A 15,940-nucleotide genomic window follows, 5' to 3' on the forward strand; every position below is an offset into this window, starting at 1 on the left:
CCGAAAAACCACTCAATGTGGTGAGTAGGTTCTCCGGTGGTGGTCGTGCCTGAGTTCAGGCCATTTGAAAAACCGACTTTTTCAACAGAATCGGCAAATAGCGGCCGGTCATTAGAAACCGCTTTTGACCCTAGCCGATCTAGAGCCTGCAGCGTTAAATTCAACAGGCTTTGTTTCAATTTTTGCACGACTGAAACCTATTAATCTCTCTCCAATATCAAACCAATCTTGCCGGAGCCGCGGCGCTCCAGCTGGTCAGCGTCGACCCAATGCTTTTCCATAAAGCTTCCAGAATAGGGCATTCGTTTGGGCATATCGGCGTAAGTTGCTCGATGTGTAAGCGCATCTCTGCTCGATTCTGCAGTGGTTTCAGTAGGTCGCATTTACAGGTTTCTGGTGGGCAGCCTTTAGTGCAGCTCTGAGCGAATGCGGGTAATGCTGTACCCCAGTAGTTACGCGCATCTGGGCAGGAGTGTAATAAGCTGTACTTCAAACCTTTTTTGTAGTCGTAAAAAAGTTTAGCTTCTTGATGCCCATTTTGCTCTGCAGTCTTCAATGCGGCGATCATTACATCGGTATGGCGCGAATTAGATTTATCTGCAATAAAAGATAGGGGTACGAGATTTTCTATTTCGTGAAAGTCGAGATCTAGGTGGTGCGCAAGGACTTTGGTTGCGTCGTTAGATTCGCGGACTTTCGTGCTGGTTGCACCACTGTCGTCAGTTGGAAATTTTTTATCGGAATCTGTTATACACAAACAAAATGAATTGTTTTCGCTTTGAGTTCTTTCGAATACCGAATACGTCCGATTACCTCCACCATGGATAGGCCTATATTTACGATTTAGCGTTCTTACATCCAAAGCTTGACTGACGTACCATTCAGTGATTATTTCATAGATATAACGATCATTAATTTCCTCAAAGATTATTTCGAGAGGTGTTCGAAAATTCATATCGGCACAGAAAGTCAAGGGTATACAAATAATTTTTTGATTCCCTATGGTGCTTAGGCTCGGAATACCGTCGCCAGGAATTATTTTCACATATACTTCCACCTTCTCAAGGATTGATTCTTGTTGTGGAACTCTAACAAACACACTTTTAAATGCGGTTCTTGCAGATGTGCCTAGCTTTACAAATTTGGTAAGGGCGAATAATGATTGCGCGTCACCGAGTACTAAGTGATCGCCTGATCGAACTGTTGATGCGATATCTTCGAGAGCGCCGATCTCTGTAGGACTTAAACTTCCACTTGTGATGCAGTCTTTGATAGTGTCGCTAATGTAAATAATCATTTAGGCCTCGTAGTCAAAGAAGCCATATGGCCAGTTGTGAAGGGACCCATTTTCACGATATCCGCTAAACTCAACTGAGGTTTGTGGGGCGTTCGGCTCTTTAGAGAAAAGAACTATAGTTGAATCGTCTTTTCTTAGTACGCCCATGGCTGTCATAAGGCCTATCTTATTGACTATTACTTCACTATGCGTCTCGATAATCAGATGTAAGGTTATATTGGCTTCTTTAGCTGTGTTTACAACAGAAACTAGCATTTCTGCTAGTTTCGACTGCATGCGTGGGTGCAAATGAAGTTCGGGTTGCTCTATGACGCAAGTATAAGAAAGCCCCTCAATGCCGTTTCGAGTAGGTTTATAAAGTATAGTCCAAAGCTGTATCATAATGGGGATTACTTGGGAATAGCCAAACCCCATGTCAGCAAGGTTGTAGGAGTCTTTGTTTTTGTCAAATGCAACTCCTAAATGCACGTGCCCTCCGTTGAATTGCACTACCGTTCTGAATCCAAATTCTTTCATGGACCACTCATCTAAGGCGTTTTTTTCCCGCTCGCTTAGATTTCGTAAAAACATCGCCAAGTTCTCACCTTTAGAATCGAGTTCTTTAACTCCGATGTCTTGCGAGCGGTAATAACGTTGTGCTGAGGCGCGAATAGGCTCTATATAAGATACGCGTCTAAAGGTCTGGTCCAAAATTTCATCTAGATTGTAAATAGCTATTCCTGTTCTGGCCAAAATCAATAGATTGTTGTACTTCACGAAGACTTCGTTATCGAGCTCTGCGTCGTGAGTTTTGCTTTTCCAAGTGTTGGTGGTGAACATTTTTTTAAAATGAATAAGCATGTCTTGTTTGCTGCCAATTACGGCCTTGAAAGCTGCAGTTGTCAGTGATTCTGAACTAGTTCTTTTGTTTGAGTAAGCTCTTAGCGTATCTACTAAGTCGTTCATGATCTCGTCAGGCCAAAACCCACTCCACCATGACCTGTAGAGATCGTCTTTCTCTATGTTGCTTTTAGCTCGTATATAAGGAAGTAATCTAACCGCGGAGCTATATGAATACAGTTCGCAGTACTTGCTGTAATTCACCCCGTTTACGAATATTGAACTAATTTTGTTGGACTCGCTGATGTCGATTTTAACCGAATTCCCTTCGATGTCTAAATCGATTCCTGCAGTTCTTGTTAGGCCGTCTTTTCCCAAGGATGCGAGGCGAAGATTTACAGTAACTTTGGAAGCGCCCTTGTCGCGAGATATTCTCGGGGCCCTTATTGGGCGGTAATAAATTTGGTCCGGTACTGTCAGTCCAAACGAAAAGACAATTTCTTTTTCTCCTTGTTTCCTTATGAGTGCCTGATCGAAATCTCCAAAATCAACATATTTCCCGAACCAAAGAATTGAGCTTCTAGTCGTTGTTTCAGCGCTTTGTTTGAGGAGAGGAAAAGTCCGTAGAAAAGTGCTTTTCCCGGAACTGTTTTCGCCTAATAAAATAGTTAGTGGCGAAAGTTTTACCGTGCCTGTATCTTTTAGACTACGTAAATTTTTTACTCTAAATTCGGTCAACATCCTGTATGCCTCTCGAGGATTTTAGCTGCACGGTTGGAAACTATTTTGGCCATCGACCATGCGGATTTTTACGATCTAGTCAGTAGACCTTGGTGCTTTACCGTTGATCTTCAGCCTTTTATAGCACTTCTAGGCCGGTGGCTAAATGGCATCAGAAAAAAACTGGAATGGCTCTGGCTCAAATCCGAACGGTTCAAGCATGCGTTGGTCCGCGAAATTTCAATCGGCGGTATGTACATCCGCAGGGGATCGATACCCCCCCGACGCTTCATCAGACGACTCTGCATGTAGCCGAAAGCCGACGGTTACGATCGTCCGTTTTTGGCCGATTCTGTTGAAAAAGTCGGCTTCGGTTTCCACAGCAGAAAAGTTCGCGCCTGAGATTGAAATCTGTGCTTTGGGCAGAAGGTTCACGACTCGGATTTCAAGTAGCAGCACGCAAAAGAGGTGTTTTTACCCATCAGTATTCGAGCGTTTTGGGCAAACCGACTTTTTCAACAGAATCGGCCGGAAGCGGACTTGGCTAACCAGGTAGACGGTAAAAAAACTGGGAAAGCAACGTGGAATGAGGAAAAGGGGATAGATCTTTGGATAAGGGGCGCGAGGGCGTCCCATTATCAGGCGCACCAGCTTTTTAAGGTGGCTCGCGCGCATTCATTGAATATCTTTCAGATAATCCTTGAGTGCGATGAGCGGGGCATCAAGCTGCTCCATCGTCTGAATGCTGGCGAGTTCAGCCGCCAACCTCCGCAACTCCCGCCCCAACGGCTTATCCACACCCCCAATGGCCCCCAGCGCCAACCCCACACACTCATCCACTTTCAACTGAATCCCCTCAACATCCCGCCGCCGCACCAGCAACTCAAACACATCCCGCTGGTAGTCACCCATCACCAGATCGTCACGCAAAATCGGGCTTGAATCTTCCGATTCGTAAGCCAGTTTGAGGGAGAAGAGGGCGACGGTTTCCAGGTGCAATTCCATGGGGGGAATCCTTGTGAAATGTTCTTCCGGCGAGAAGGGTAGAAGAGAAGCAGGATCAAAAGATCGCAGCCTTCGGCAGCTCCTACAGGTCGGCGCGTTGTCAGCAGAGTGTTAGCGGGGTGTCAGTGGTGGCTTTTCTATAGGCGAAAAAAAAGGCCTTGCAAAGCAAGACCTTTCTTAATTTTGGTGCCCGAGGGAGACTCGAAAATAACATTAATTACTTGATTAGTATAGATTAAATTGGATGTACATCTTTTTGTGTACATGAATTTATACTTGGCATGTATTTTGATGCGAGTAGGTGGGCGGGGGAAGTTTATGATTCCGTCTTTTGAATTTCCGACGAGATGCATGTTGTGTGAGTCATTGTTTTTAACAAAGCAATCAGGTTTGGCGGAGTCTGGCCTGCCGCTATAGGCAACTGTCGACCCATAGCGGTCTTTGGCGGACCTCAAGAGTTAATCTCTGACTATCCGCTTTTTGGCTGCTGATCACGATTGGCTGTTCTCGAAGCCAAATGGTCCATAACGGCGCGCGTAAATATTACGGAACTGAATCTGAGCTGCTCAGCTGCGCAAGGGGATGCTGGCTTATTGTGATCTACACTCCCTGGGCGTGTGAGTTGGCGCTTCGCCACAGGATTTACTCAGTCGCTAAGTAAAGAGACAGACCTGAATTTCAGTGGGTCGCGGTCTGTGTGGGGGCACGCCAGTCGATCAGCAAAAAAACTTGTCTGGCAATCGTGTATCAGGCGAGTTCGACAACGCCTGGATTGAAACCCTGATCGCCCACATGACCTGGCACTACTGAAAAAAGTCGGGAGGGTTTCAAGCATTCAAATTATTTCACCGTGGTCATGAACGCTCACGGTGCCAGCTTGCTCAAAACTAACGAGGTGGAAATGAACAGGAAGTCTAACCGGGGCTGGACAATGGCTGCGGCACTCGTCGTCGTGGGTTCAACGCTTTTTGCGGGGTGTGCGAGCAAGAACGATCCGATCACGCAGGCAGACAAGACGGATGTGACCAAGGGCGTACCCGCGCCGAGTCTCGAGCAGACCAAGGCGATCGCCGAGGAAGGCTTTATTTACGGCTTACCGCTGGTCATGAACTACGCCGTGATGAACGAATATGCTGTGGACAAGGGCGGCCCGCAATTCAAGGCGCCGTTCAACCAGATCAAGAACGAGCCTCGCGTCTTCACCTACCAAGACACGGCCATCATCACTCCGAACAGCGACACCCCGTACTCGTTTGTCTGGCTGGACCTGCGCGCGGAGCCGATGGTGATCTCGGTGCCGGCAGTGGACAAGCGGCGTTACTACTCGGTGCAGATGATCGACGGTAACACTTACAACTACGGTTACATCGGCAGCCGTGCCACCGGCAACGAAGCGGGCGACTACATGGTGGTCGGTCCTGATTGGAAAGGCGTGCCCCCTCCCGGTATCAAAAAAGTCTTCACCTCGACCACTCCCTTCGCCGTGAGCGCCATTCGGACTCAGCTCTACAACGCCAAGGACATGCCGAATGTCGAGAAGGTGCAAGCGGGCTACAAGGTCCAGCCGCTGTCCGCCTTCCTCCATCAACCCGCGCCGCCCACTGCGCCGAAGATTGATTTCGTGCCGGCTACGACGGAAGGCATCAAGGCCAACTTCTTCGAGTACCTGTCGGCCGCGATGGAGTATGTGCCGCCATCGGCTGACGACAAGGAGATCCGGGCCAAGCTGGCGAGCATTGGGGTGGGACCCGGTCGCAGCTTCGAATTTAAAGACCTCTCGCTCGAGCACAAGGCCGTGGTCCTGCTCGGGATGAAGGCCGGTGACGAGAAGGTCGACAAGTTCCTCGCGAGCGGGACGAAGATAATCAACGGCTGGAGCGTAGGCGCGTACTTCGGCGACCAAACGTTCTACAAGGCCGACTGGCTGAAACGTGCTGGTGCCGCGAAAGGCGGCCTCTACGGCAACGACGCCGTCGAGGCGATGTATCCCAACACGCGCACCGACGGCACCGGCCAGACGCTGGATACCAGCAAGCGCAAGTACACGCTGACTTTCCCGGCCGGCAAACTGCCGCCAGTCAATGCCTTCTGGTCGGTGACCATGTACGACGGCAAGAGCCAGCTACTGGTCAAGAATCCGCTCAACCGTTACCTGATCAATTCGCCGATGCTGTCGGCGATGAAGAAAAACACGGATGGTTCACTGACGCTGTACATCCAGAAAGACTCCCCCGGCAAGGCTAAGGAGGCAAACTGGTTGCCCGCGCCTGACGACACGGTCTTTCTGGTAATGCGCCTCTACTGGCCGAAGACCGCACCGCCTTCGATTCTTCCCGCTGGCGACGGCAGCTGGCAGCCACCGGCGCTGGTGGTCACGAAGTAAATCTTGCGGCCCATTGCTGATACTCGCCGTAGGTTGGTGTCGGCTTGTGCTGCCTTTTTGCCAATAGCAGCCAAACATCAAGGGCTGCTATTGGTCGATTGTTGTCCGTTGCGAAGGGCTAAAAACGACCCTATATAGCGGCCGGTGGGGACAGGCAGAAACCGGCCAGTTGCTGTCTTGAGAGCAACTGGTCGAAAAATGTCTGTAGTTGTCCAGACCACTGGTTTACAGCTTATGCCGCGCGGCATACAGGCAGATCATCTCCATCGCCAACGCGGCCCCGGCAAGCGCAGTAATCTCGGCGTGGTCATAGGGCGGTGCTACCTCCACCACGTCCATGCCAATCAGGTTGATACCGCGCAGACCTCGCAGAATCGCCAAGGCCTGATGGCTCGATAGTCCACCGCAGACCGGCGTCCCCGTGCCCGGGGCAAATGCCGGGTCGAGGCAGTCGATATCGAAGGTGAGATAGACCGGATGGTCGCCAACGCGCGCCCGGATAATCTCCGCTAATTCCTTGGTAGAGCGATCATGCACCTCACTGGCATTCAACACCTGAAAGCCCATGACGTCGTCATTGGTCGTGCGCTGGCCAATCTGGATGGACCGCGCAGGATCAACCAGCCCTTCGCGGACGGCGTGATAGAACATCGAGCCGTGGTCGATGCGCTTGTCCTCGCCGTCGGATTCCAGGTCATGGTGTGCATCGAAATGGATCAGGGACAGCGGACCATACTTGGCCGCGTGAGCTTGCAGCAGCGGATAGCTGATGAAGTGATCGCCGCCCAGGGTCAGCATCGCAGTACCTGCCGCCAGGATCCGCTCGGCATGGGCCCTGATCGCCGCCGGGGTCTGCTCCGGGGTGCCGTAATCGAAGTAGCAATCGCCATAATCGACACAAGCCAGCAGGTCGAACGGGTCAAACTCCCAAGGCCAGTGACGTGCCCAGGCGGACTGTACCGATGCCTCACGTATAGCCCGTGGTCCGAAGCGGCTGCCCGGTCGATTGCTGGTCGCGGTATCGAACGGAATGCCGCTGATGGCGATATCCACACCACGCAAATCGCGGGTGTATCGACGCCGCATAAAGCTGGTGATACCACCGTAGGTCGGTTCACCCTCGGTGCCGTACAGGCTGTCACGCGTCATCGCCTGATCGATTATCGAATTGTCATTTAGCATGGGATTCTCAATGCGGGTTACTGAAGCTGACCCAGACATGTGCACGCTCAAGCAGTGCTCGCTGGGGCAAAGGTTGGTTTCTGTTGCTCGGGCTTGCCGTGAATGGGCAGGATTGGCGCTTTATCGCGCCAGACCCATTGCGGTTTTCAGCCGCCTGGCAAGGGTGGGGTTCGCACCGGGATCAAGCGCTTCGATCCGGTGGCCTCAAATGCCGACGCCAGGCGCAGCAGCGCTGAGTCGTCGTAGGCGCGACCGGCAAACGTCAGGCCGACGGGCATGCCGATGTCCGGCACCACACCCATCGGCACGGTGACCGTTGGCACGCCGAGGTGACGGATGACGAGGTTGCCGTTGGCGACCCAGACGCCGTTGCTCCAGGCGATATCCGCCGATTGCGGATCGACATCGGCATTCGCCGGGCCCACGTCGGCGACCGCCGGGAAAATCACCGCGTCGAGCCCCAGCCGATCCATCCACTCCTCAAGATCGATACGCCGGGTCTGCTCCAGCCCGCGTAGGCCATCAGACAGCGTGGCGATCTGATCCCACGGGGTGATGCCACGCTCCGCTATGCGCACGTATTCGTCCATGCCAATGGCCGGGCCATCTTCGCGGTCAGGCAGAGCGCCTGGGGCGTGCGGAAAAATCTGCGGGCCGTCGACGTCAGCCAGACGGTTTAGTTTGGGATCGTCGTTGGCCTGCAGGAAGTCATCGAATGCCCAGGCGGTCAGGTCCCACAGTTCGTGATGGAGGAATTCCTTGGACACCAGGCCGCGGGTTAACACCGTCGGCGCCCCAGGTCGATCTCCCTCGCAATTGGAGACCAGCGGGAAGTCCGTCTCGACCACTTCGGCACCGGCCGCTTCAAGAGTCTTTCGCGCGTTTTCCCAGAGGGCAATCACCGAGGGGCGAGTGTTGATCCGCTGGCCTGTCGCCCACCCGATACCTGGCGCTTCGCTGGTGCCCGCGTCGGGGTCGGCGTTGATGTACATGCGCGGTACGCCCAAGCGCTTGCCGGCGAGTGCGGCGGGCCTGGCAGCCAATTCCAGGTAGGAAGCGGGGCGCACCGAGGCGACGCTGGGGATCGGCACCCAAGGCTGCAAGCGCCATAGGTCGCCACGTTTGTCGGCGTCTTCGGCCACCACCACGTCGAGCACTTCGAGCAGGTCGGCCATGGTCCTGGCATAGGGCACGACCACATCCATGGTTGGCGTCAGTGGCCAGTTGCCGCGCACCGAGATCACCCCGCGCGACGGTGTATAGGCGCACAGACCATTGTTTGAGGCCGGCCCGCGACCGCTCGACCAGGTTTCCTCAGCAAGGCCGAAGGCGGCGAAACTGGCAGCGGTGGCCGTGCCTGCGCCATTGGAGGAACCCGAGGCGAAGGGTGCAGTGAGGTAGTCCGCGTTGTACGGGCTCTCGGCACGGCCATACACGCCGCGCTGCATACCGCCATTGGCCATGGGCGGCATATTGGTCTTGCCCAGGCAGATCGCACCGGCGCCGCGCAAGCGCTCGATGGTGAACGCATCGCGATAGGCAACCAGGTCCTTGAAGGCCGGGCTGCCGGACGCCGCGCTCAGGCCTTTGATCAGATAGCTGTCCTTGGCTGTATAGGGAATACCATCGAGCGGGCCGAGGGTCTCACCACGGGCACGACGGGCGTCGGAGGCCTGCGCTTCTTCAAGCGCATTCGGGTTGCGCACCACCACTGCGTTGAGGGCGGTGGGCGTGTTGGGGCCGTCGTAGGCATCGATCCGTGAGAGATAGGCCTGGACCAGCTCAACTGCCGTGGTTCGGCCAGCTTCGAGGGCTGCGCGCAGCTCGGCAATGGAAACTTCGGTTACTTCAATCATGCTTTTACCAATGGCTACTGGGTCTGCAAGGTGACTAGATTGGCGCCGCGTGCCAGCGAAACCGCATCGGCCATGCGCCTGGTTCCGTTGAGTTTCACTGGCGCAGCGCAATTTACTGTCAGGTTCCCGACTTGAGCTTGGTCCATGCACGGGTGCGAGCGCGTTCTGCACTGGACGGCAGAGGCACCAGCGCGAATAGAGAAGTCTGGATGTCGGCGGCGGGGTAGAGATTGGGGTTGTTGCGGATTTCCGGGCTGACCAGGGCAGTGGCGTCCTTGTTCGGGTTGGGATAACCGACGAAGTCGCTGATCGGAGCAATCACCTGCGGTTGCAGCAGGTAGTTGATCAAGGCATGGGCATCATCCGGGTTCTTCGCATCCTTGGGGATGGCCAGCACGTCGAACCAGACCGGTGCGCCTTCCTTGGGCAAGCGCATGTCCACCACCACGCCGTTACCGGCCTCCTTGGCGCGATTGGCCGCCTGGGAGAAACTGCCGGAGTAACCCACGGCCACGCAGATGTCACCATTGGCGATATCGGTCATGTATTTTGAGGAGTGGAAGTAGGCGACGTTGGGGCGGATCTTTTTCAGCAGTTCTTCGGCCTTCGCGTAGTCCTTGGCCTGAGTGCTGTTGGGCGGCAGGCCCAGGTAGTGGAGGGCGATGGGGATCATATCCGTCGGCGAATCGAGAAGGGCCACGCCGCACTGCTTGAGCTTGGCAATGTTCTCTTCCTTGAAGATCAGATCCCAGCTGTCCACCGGCGCGTTTTCGCCGAGCGCAGCCTTGACCTTGGCCGGGTTGAAACCGATCAGTACGGTTCCGTACAAATAAGGCACGGCGAAACGGTTACCCGGATCGTTGGCTTCGATCAGCTTCATCAGTTGCGGGTCCAGATGCTTCCAGTTGGGTAGCTTGCTGCGGTCAAGTGGCTGGAACGCATTGGCCTGAATCTGCTTGGCGAGGAAACTGTCGGACGGCACCACCACGTCATAGCCGGAGTTGCCGGTGAGCAGTTTGGCCTCCAGGGTTTCGTTGCTGTCGAAGATGTCGTAGACCAGTTTTGCGCCGTTCTCCTTCTTGAAGTTGTCCAGGGTCTGCGGGGCGACGTAGTCGAACCAGTTGTAGACACGCAGGGTGCGCTCCTCCGCATTCGCGTTAGCGGTCAGCAGGCCCAGGCTGCAGATCGTAGCGAGGAGCGAGCGGGGGAGTTGATGCTTGATCCATTTCTCACAGCTTTGGGAGATGGTGCCCACTCGTTCGGCTGCCAGCGCCGGGCCAGCAAGCATCGTCAGAGCTTTCAGCAGGACGGCACGCAGGCTACCGACTCCAACGCGGGCGGTGCGCCAGGACACCGAGTCCGCTCCCATATCGATTTTTTGCCACGGCTGTTGCTGCTTGTACTTCATAGGACCACCTTTTGAATTATTGTCTTTGGCCTAGCTCCAAATGAATTGTTACGGCTGCTTGAGTCACAATCAATCTATATAAACTACAAGTAATTCAAGCAAAAAAACTAAACGATATGGTCTGACGCCGAAGTCTCCTACGCTTCGTGCAGGCGCTGACGGGATGCACCAGGCAGCGGCATGCACAAACGCGGGCACGTCATCTTTTGGAGTTAGGCGGTGATTCCCCGCGCAGGGCTGGATCAGCCGAACTGGCCCAACCCTGCGAGGGAAAGCAGTCTGGCTATTGCTTGCGTCTCATAGGCGGCAATTCTTTTCAGCGCTAACCGACACTAGGAATGTGTTGGGTGATGCAATGCACACCACCGCCATTGTTGGCAAGGATGGTGCCATCGACACCCACGACTGGCCGTCCCGGAAAAATCTCCCGGAAGAGATTCAAGGCAATCTCATCTGCAGGAGTGCTTGAAGTAGGAACCACGATGCCGACGTTGGATTTGTAGAAGTTGATGTAGCTGAAGTTCTCCACCGTCAGGCCTGACACCTTGAATGTTGGCTGAACGGGCATCTTGGTAATCTTGAAGGGGCGGCCCCTTGCATCGGTGCTTTGTTGCAGCACTGTCAGGTTTGCCGCCATCCTGGGCACGTTGGGGTTGCTTGGGTCCGACGGGTAATTCAATAACAGATGGGCTGGCTCGACGTAGGCAGCAACCAGGTCGACATGCCCATCGGTAGCGGCAGCGCCGTCGTCGCCGTACACCCCATACGGCAGCCAGATCATCTTGCTCGCGTTATAGGCACGCAGCAGCGTGGTCTCGATTTGTGCCTTGGTCATGCTCGGGTTGCGATTGGGATTGAGCAGGCACTGTTCGGTGGTAATGAGCGTGCCCTGCCCATCGGTAATCACCGCGCCACCTTCAAACACCATATTGATTGGTGATTTAGGCACGTTAAGGGTGGCGCACACACCGACGGGCAATTGATCATCCAGGGTGGCCGACCACCTGTTGCCCCAGCCGTTGAAAATGAAATCGCGTCCCAGCATGTCGTGCCCTGATGGGCTCAGCGCGAAGACTGGCGCGGTATCACGGGTCCAGCAATCGTTGTATGGATACTCGATGACAGTAACGTTAGGGCCGCAGCGCTTGCGTACAACCTCGGTATTGCCGGTCATCGCCATCATCAAGACCGGCTCGAACTGCGCAATGGCATTCGCTACGTTGATGACAGAATCCTGCATGGGTTTCAGCTGGTCCTTGTAGCTCTTGTCATAGGGGTACGCCATCAATACGCTCTGGTGTGGCTCCCACTCTGCGGGCACCCGATAGCCATCGGAGGTAGGGTTGGGCTCCGCGGCTCGAGCCAGGCGTCCAAGACCTGACGTACCGATGGCAGTTGCAGTAATAGCCACCAACGCGCCCATATTGAACGGGCGCCTTCCCGGGTTCGTAGGCCCCTCCATTGCGGCTTGATCTGCCATCAACGGCTCTGTTGCCAACTGAATGTCTTGTTCTTGATCCATGTAACGAGTCCCCCAGGTTATCCAGCCAGATATCTCATTTACCAAGGCACACGAGCGAAACAGGTAGAGGTGCACCGAGCCCATCCCTCATCGCTTATTTGCCACGCCTGTTGTTGCCTGCGCTTCGTAGGGCCACCTATTGAATTGTTGTCTTTAGCCTCCCTCCGCTGAATCTTTGCGGTTGCTGAAGGCGCAATCAACCTATATAAATTGCCAACAAAACAGGCAGAAAAACTAAATGGTAGACCCGCATGCCCTTGCCTCCGCTCCATGCGTTTCGCGTATTTGAATGTGTTGCAAGGCTGGGCCATGTCGGCGCTGCCGCCGCTGAACTGCATGTGACTGCGGGCGCCGTCAGCCAGCAAATCAGAGCCTTGCAAGGTTCACTTGGCATCAAACTGTTCTATAAGCAGGGGCGCCACCTGGTGCTGACGGAGCGTGGTTTGGCATTACAACGTTCGGTAGCGCGAGGCATCGGCGAAATCACTGAAGGGGTGCGACAGATCTGCGAGGCGGACTTCCAAGAGCCGACGGCGAAAGTCTTGACCATTTCGACAGAGCCGGTTTTTGGCGCGGCCTGGCTGATGCCGAAGTTGTTCACCTTTCGTGCAGAACATCCGCATATTCATCTGCGCGTCATTACTGCCGACGACATCAGCGAGGTGGACTGGCGCAGGGCTGATGTTGCCGTGCTCTATGACGCCCCGATCTGGGAAGGTTTCTGGTGGCGACCATTGCAGAACCTGCACATGTTTCCGGTTTGCTGCCCGCAATTGCTGCGCGGCCCCCACGCGCTCAAGCAACCCTCTGACCTGATTCACCATCGTCTTTTGCATGAAGATGACGGCACTCAATGGCGGCGCTGGTTGCTTGAGGCTCGCCTGCCCTATCCGGGCGATGCCGATGTCCATCTGGAAGACCTCGGCATCGCCTTGCAGGCCGCTCGCGATGGCTATGGTGTTGCACTCAGCGATGAGATCAACTCGTCACGCGACCTGGATGAGGGACGCCTGGTGCAACCCTTTGCACTGAAGGTGCCGACAGGGATGGATTATTTCTGCATCTGCAACGAGGAGAGTCGCGATATCCCTGAGATAGCTTTGCTCATCGATTGGCTGATCGAGCAGGCAAAGATAGTCCCGGCCTACCCGTAAGCGTTGTTGGGGCGGTTTAACGCTCACGTGGCTCAGCACAAAGCTGAATGACCTCTGGGTTTTTAGGAGTCTTGAACTGCTGCTTTTGGCCGATTTCAGCCTGTCTCGAAGGGCTGCAGCCAACCGACAGCGGCCGGTCATTCGTCTACGAAAGTGGGGTCGTTGATATGTCAACTGTCAACCACGTTAGAGTTAGAGTAGGTCCATGGTGGCCATGGAATCAGCCATGCGGTAGCCCATCGCTTTGTAACCCGCCTGGCGCTTATCCCACATCCTCATCAGCGCGACATTACCCTCGTCAACGAAGTCGATCACTCTCACGTCGGCCTTTTCGGCATGCGATCGATGCAATCGTCCCGCATATTGCTGAAGGATACCCTTCCATGAGATGGGCATTGCCAGCACCAGCGTGTCCAACGGCGGATGATCGAAGCCTTCACCTACTAGTTTTCCTGTTGCCAGCAGCACTCGTGGAGCATCAGGGGGAAGGGACTCAAGCTCATGCATACGGGAAGTTCGCTGTTTCTTAGGCACTCGCCCATGAAGAGTGAAAAGGTTATGCACGCGCTGCTTCAATTCTAATTCAAGGGCATCCACATGTTCCGTCCGCTCCGTTAACACTAGAATTTTTCTACCCTCGTTGTACGCCAGCTCAATCTCCGAGACGATTTTGGCTGTCCGCTCAGAGTCGTCGGCTAGACGCCGAAAAACGTCCTGAATCCCAAAGCCGTCGGGGACCACTATTGGTTTGGGCAGCAATCGAGGCACGACAGATAGGTCATGGGGCGCACTCGCTGGCCGAGCAGCAGAATGTCGGATCGGTCCGCACTGCATGAAAATAATGGGCTGCTGTCCATCTCGGCGCACTGGGGTTGCTGTGAGTCCCAGTACGTACCGCGCGGTCGCGCTCCTCAGTAGTGCCTCGAATGACACTGCTGATAGGTGATGACACTCATCAACGATGATCTGGCCATAGTTTTTTACCTGATCGCTGATCTCACCTTTTCGCGATAACGACTGCATTACGGCAATGTCGATGATGCCTGTAAGCTTCGCTTTTCCGCCCCCAAGAGTACCAACGACACCATTCCCGACTCCCAAGAACGCCTGCAAGCGCTCTTGCCACTGCCTTAACAGTTCCGTCCGATGCACAAGCACCAACGTGTTAATGCCACGTGCGGCAATCAACGCAGCAGCACTCACCGTTTTACCGAAAGCTGTCGGTGCGCAGAGGATACCGGTGTCATGACTTAGCATTGCGCTGACAGCAGCCTCTTGGTCAGAACGCAGGGTCCCGAGAAAGCTCACGTCGATGGGGTCGCCCGCGAAGCGTTCGTCTTTAAGAATAGGGGTAACCCCGTTTTCCTCTAAAAGCTCCAGCGCAGCATCCAAACAGCCACGTGGTAACGCAATATGTTTGGGGAAGTTCTGGGCACAGCCGATAATCCTTGGCTTGTTCCACACTGACATGCGCATGGCCTGAGCTTTGTAGAACTCAGGATTTTGAAAGGCAGCGAGCCGGACAAGCTGGTTTGCCAATGGCTGTGGCAATTCCGACTTTTCAAAGTAAATTAAGTTAGCCAGCGTGATGTTGACAGCAGCAGGCAACGGGCATGTCAATTTACGTGATCTCGATTCACGATCTTTCCAAGGTTCTGCATCACCTTCGTCATCGACATAGGCGACCCCTAGAGGGTCCCGATTACCCATCGCCTGGATAATAACGGGCTGGATATCTTCTGGACTCATGCGCTGAATCGATGCCAGGAAGGCCCATTGATCAGGATGAGGCTCAAGCGAGTCGTCTACAAAAACGCTATTGTTTTGGGCCCTGGCCCGCTTTTGTAAAGGGAGCGCGATGAGATTTCCAAAGCCGCCTTTGGGCATATAGTCCTGGTTTGGAAACAGTCGATCATAGGAGCTGAGCGCCAACTGGCGGGTGCGCTCACAGGCATGACTGATGATTGCGGCACCGAGGCGGCGCGCATCGCAGGCAGGAACATTACGCTCAAAGAAAATCCAGCCATGAGCTCCTTGGCCTGAGCGCGATATTTCCAGCGCCACCGGGACGTTCAGCTCATGGCATGACTGCACAAAAGCTTTGGAATCATCACGCCATTCGGCCTCATCGAAGTCGACCGCCAAAAAATAACAAGTGTCATCAGAGAGTAGGGGGTAGATACCAACGACCACTTCGCCCGCCAGATGGCGATAGATCACCTCATCAGTCAGCGGAAGCAGCTGGCGGTTACCGCAGTCGCCACATTTAATTCGGGGCTTCTCACAAACGCCAGGTCTCCATTCGTTTGCGCAAGCGGGTGCGTATCCTGATTTGCCTGCCTTGCTTTCCCAGCGGATGGGATAAACGTCCGTCCTACCACGAAACAAGCTTCGGAATAGGGCAAGCTTTCCATCAGTATCGAGTTGCTGTGATTGTTCTGCTTGGACAATCGCTATCTTGACTGGCTCAGCAGGCGGGCGCCATTCGATGCCATGAGCATCCAGCAAGGCAACCAATCTTGCATTCTCAGCCCTTAGCTTCGCCACCAGACTAGTGTTTATCACTGCCTTCAGCCTCTACGTCTCAGGTGAAG

General features: G+C 54.4%; 11 protein-coding genes. 2 read left to right on the forward strand and 9 right to left on the reverse strand.

Annotation, left to right across the window (positions count from 1 at the left end; all coding sequences use genetic code 11):
* The 4 genes from C8K63_RS30615 to C8K63_RS09585 form a co-directional block, all read right to left on the reverse strand.
* On the reverse strand, positions 1 to 188 hold a 188-nt coding region (locus C8K63_RS30615; RefSeq protein ID WP_218279795.1), incomplete at its 3' end, for a hypothetical protein.
* A gap of 29 nt (positions 189 to 217) precedes the next feature.
* On the reverse strand, positions 218 to 1,297 hold the full coding sequence (locus tag C8K63_RS30100) for a hypothetical protein (protein WP_146176385.1): 1,080 nt from the start codon (positions 1,295 to 1,297) through the stop codon (positions 218 to 220).
* Entirely contained in the window at positions 1,298 to 2,857 is a 1,560-nt protein-coding gene (locus tag C8K63_RS09575; RefSeq protein ID WP_108216497.1) for an AAA family ATPase, read from the reverse strand.
* A gap of 654 nt (positions 2,858 to 3,511) precedes the next feature.
* A complete protein-coding gene (locus C8K63_RS09585) occupies positions 3,512 to 3,841 on the reverse strand; it encodes a hypothetical protein (RefSeq protein ID WP_108216498.1) in 330 nt (109 codons plus the stop codon).
* A gap of 931 nt (positions 3,842 to 4,772) precedes the next feature.
* On the opposite strand from C8K63_RS09585, the gene C8K63_RS09590 reads away from it, so the two are divergent.
* Positions 4,773 to 6,224, forward strand: coding sequence for a DUF1254 domain-containing protein (locus C8K63_RS09590; RefSeq protein WP_218279796.1), 1,452 nt, complete (start codon positions 4,773 to 4,775; stop codon positions 6,222 to 6,224).
* A gap of 225 nt (positions 6,225 to 6,449) precedes the next feature.
* On the opposite strand, the gene speB is transcribed toward C8K63_RS09590, so the two are convergent.
* The 4 genes from speB to C8K63_RS09610 all read right to left on the reverse strand — a co-directional run bounded on the left by speB (position 6,450) and on the right by C8K63_RS09610 (position 12,192).
* Positions 6,450 to 7,406, reverse strand: coding sequence for an agmatinase (gene speB, locus C8K63_RS09595; RefSeq protein ID WP_108216499.1), 957 nt, complete (start codon positions 7,404 to 7,406; stop codon positions 6,450 to 6,452).
* 146 nt (positions 7,407 to 7,552) lie between these two features.
* A complete protein-coding gene (locus tag C8K63_RS09600; RefSeq protein WP_108216500.1) occupies positions 7,553 to 9,262 on the reverse strand; it encodes an amidase in 1,710 nt (569 codons plus the stop codon).
* Positions 9,263 to 9,380: 118 nt separating this feature from the next.
* On the reverse strand, positions 9,381 to 10,670 hold the full coding sequence (locus C8K63_RS09605) for a polyamine ABC transporter substrate-binding protein (protein WP_256594920.1): 1,290 nt from the start codon (positions 10,668 to 10,670) through the stop codon (positions 9,381 to 9,383).
* 322 nt (positions 10,671 to 10,992) lie between these two features.
* Complete coding sequence (locus tag C8K63_RS09610; RefSeq protein ID WP_256594921.1) at positions 10,993 to 12,192, reverse strand: agmatine deiminase family protein; 1,200 nt, start codon at positions 12,190 to 12,192, stop codon at positions 10,993 to 10,995.
* A gap of 251 nt (positions 12,193 to 12,443) precedes the next feature.
* Between C8K63_RS09610 and C8K63_RS09615 the strand changes: the two genes are divergently transcribed.
* Positions 12,444 to 13,346, forward strand: coding sequence for a LysR substrate-binding domain-containing protein (locus C8K63_RS09615; RefSeq protein WP_108216501.1), 903 nt, complete (start codon positions 12,444 to 12,446; stop codon positions 13,344 to 13,346).
* A 192-nt stretch (positions 13,347 to 13,538) separates the two neighbouring features.
* On the opposite strand, the gene C8K63_RS09620 is transcribed toward C8K63_RS09615, so the two are convergent.
* Positions 13,539 to 15,911 carry a DEAD/DEAH box helicase family protein gene (locus C8K63_RS09620; RefSeq protein ID WP_108216502.1) on the reverse strand — a complete coding sequence of 791 codons (2,373 nt, stop codon included), beginning with the start codon at positions 15,909 to 15,911 and terminating at the stop codon, positions 13,539 to 13,541.
* Between the last annotated feature and the right edge of the window lie 29 nt (positions 15,912 to 15,940).

Origin of the sequence: Pseudomonas sp. GV085 (genome assembly GCF_003050925.1) — a bacterium.
Taxonomy (GTDB): Bacteria; Pseudomonadota; Gammaproteobacteria; order Pseudomonadales; family Pseudomonadaceae; genus Aquipseudomonas.

What these genes read in the sequence shown, in the direction of transcription:
- C8K63_RS30100 (WP_146176385.1), bottom strand. Translation starts at nt 1,297, where the DNA reads ATGATTATTTACATTAGCGACACTATCAAAGACTGCATCACAAGTGGA.
- C8K63_RS09575 (WP_108216497.1), bottom strand. Translation starts at nt 2,857, where the DNA reads ATGTTGACCGAATTTAGAGTAAAAAATTTACGTAGTCTAAAAGATACA.
- C8K63_RS09585 (WP_108216498.1), bottom strand. Translation starts at nt 3,841, where the DNA reads ATGGAATTGCACCTGGAAACCGTCGCCCTCTTCTCCCTCAAACTGGCT.
- C8K63_RS09590 (WP_218279796.1), top strand. Translation starts at nt 4,773, where the DNA reads ATGGCTGCGGCACTCGTCGTCGTGGGTTCAACGCTTTTTGCGGGGTGT.
- speB (WP_108216499.1), bottom strand. Translation starts at nt 7,406, where the DNA reads ATGCTAAATGACAATTCGATAATCGATCAGGCGATGACGCGTGACAGC.
- C8K63_RS09600 (WP_108216500.1), bottom strand. Translation starts at nt 9,262, where the DNA reads ATGATTGAAGTAACCGAAGTTTCCATTGCCGAGCTGCGCGCAGCCCTC.
- C8K63_RS09605 (WP_256594920.1), bottom strand. Translation starts at nt 10,670, where the DNA reads ATGAAGTACAAGCAGCAACAGCCGTGGCAAAAAATCGATATGGGAGCG.
- C8K63_RS09610 (WP_256594921.1), bottom strand. Translation starts at nt 12,192, where the DNA reads ATGGATCAAGAACAAGACATTCAGTTGGCAACAGAGCCGTTGATGGCA.
- C8K63_RS09615 (WP_108216501.1), top strand. Translation starts at nt 12,444, where the DNA reads ATGCCCTTGCCTCCGCTCCATGCGTTTCGCGTATTTGAATGTGTTGCA.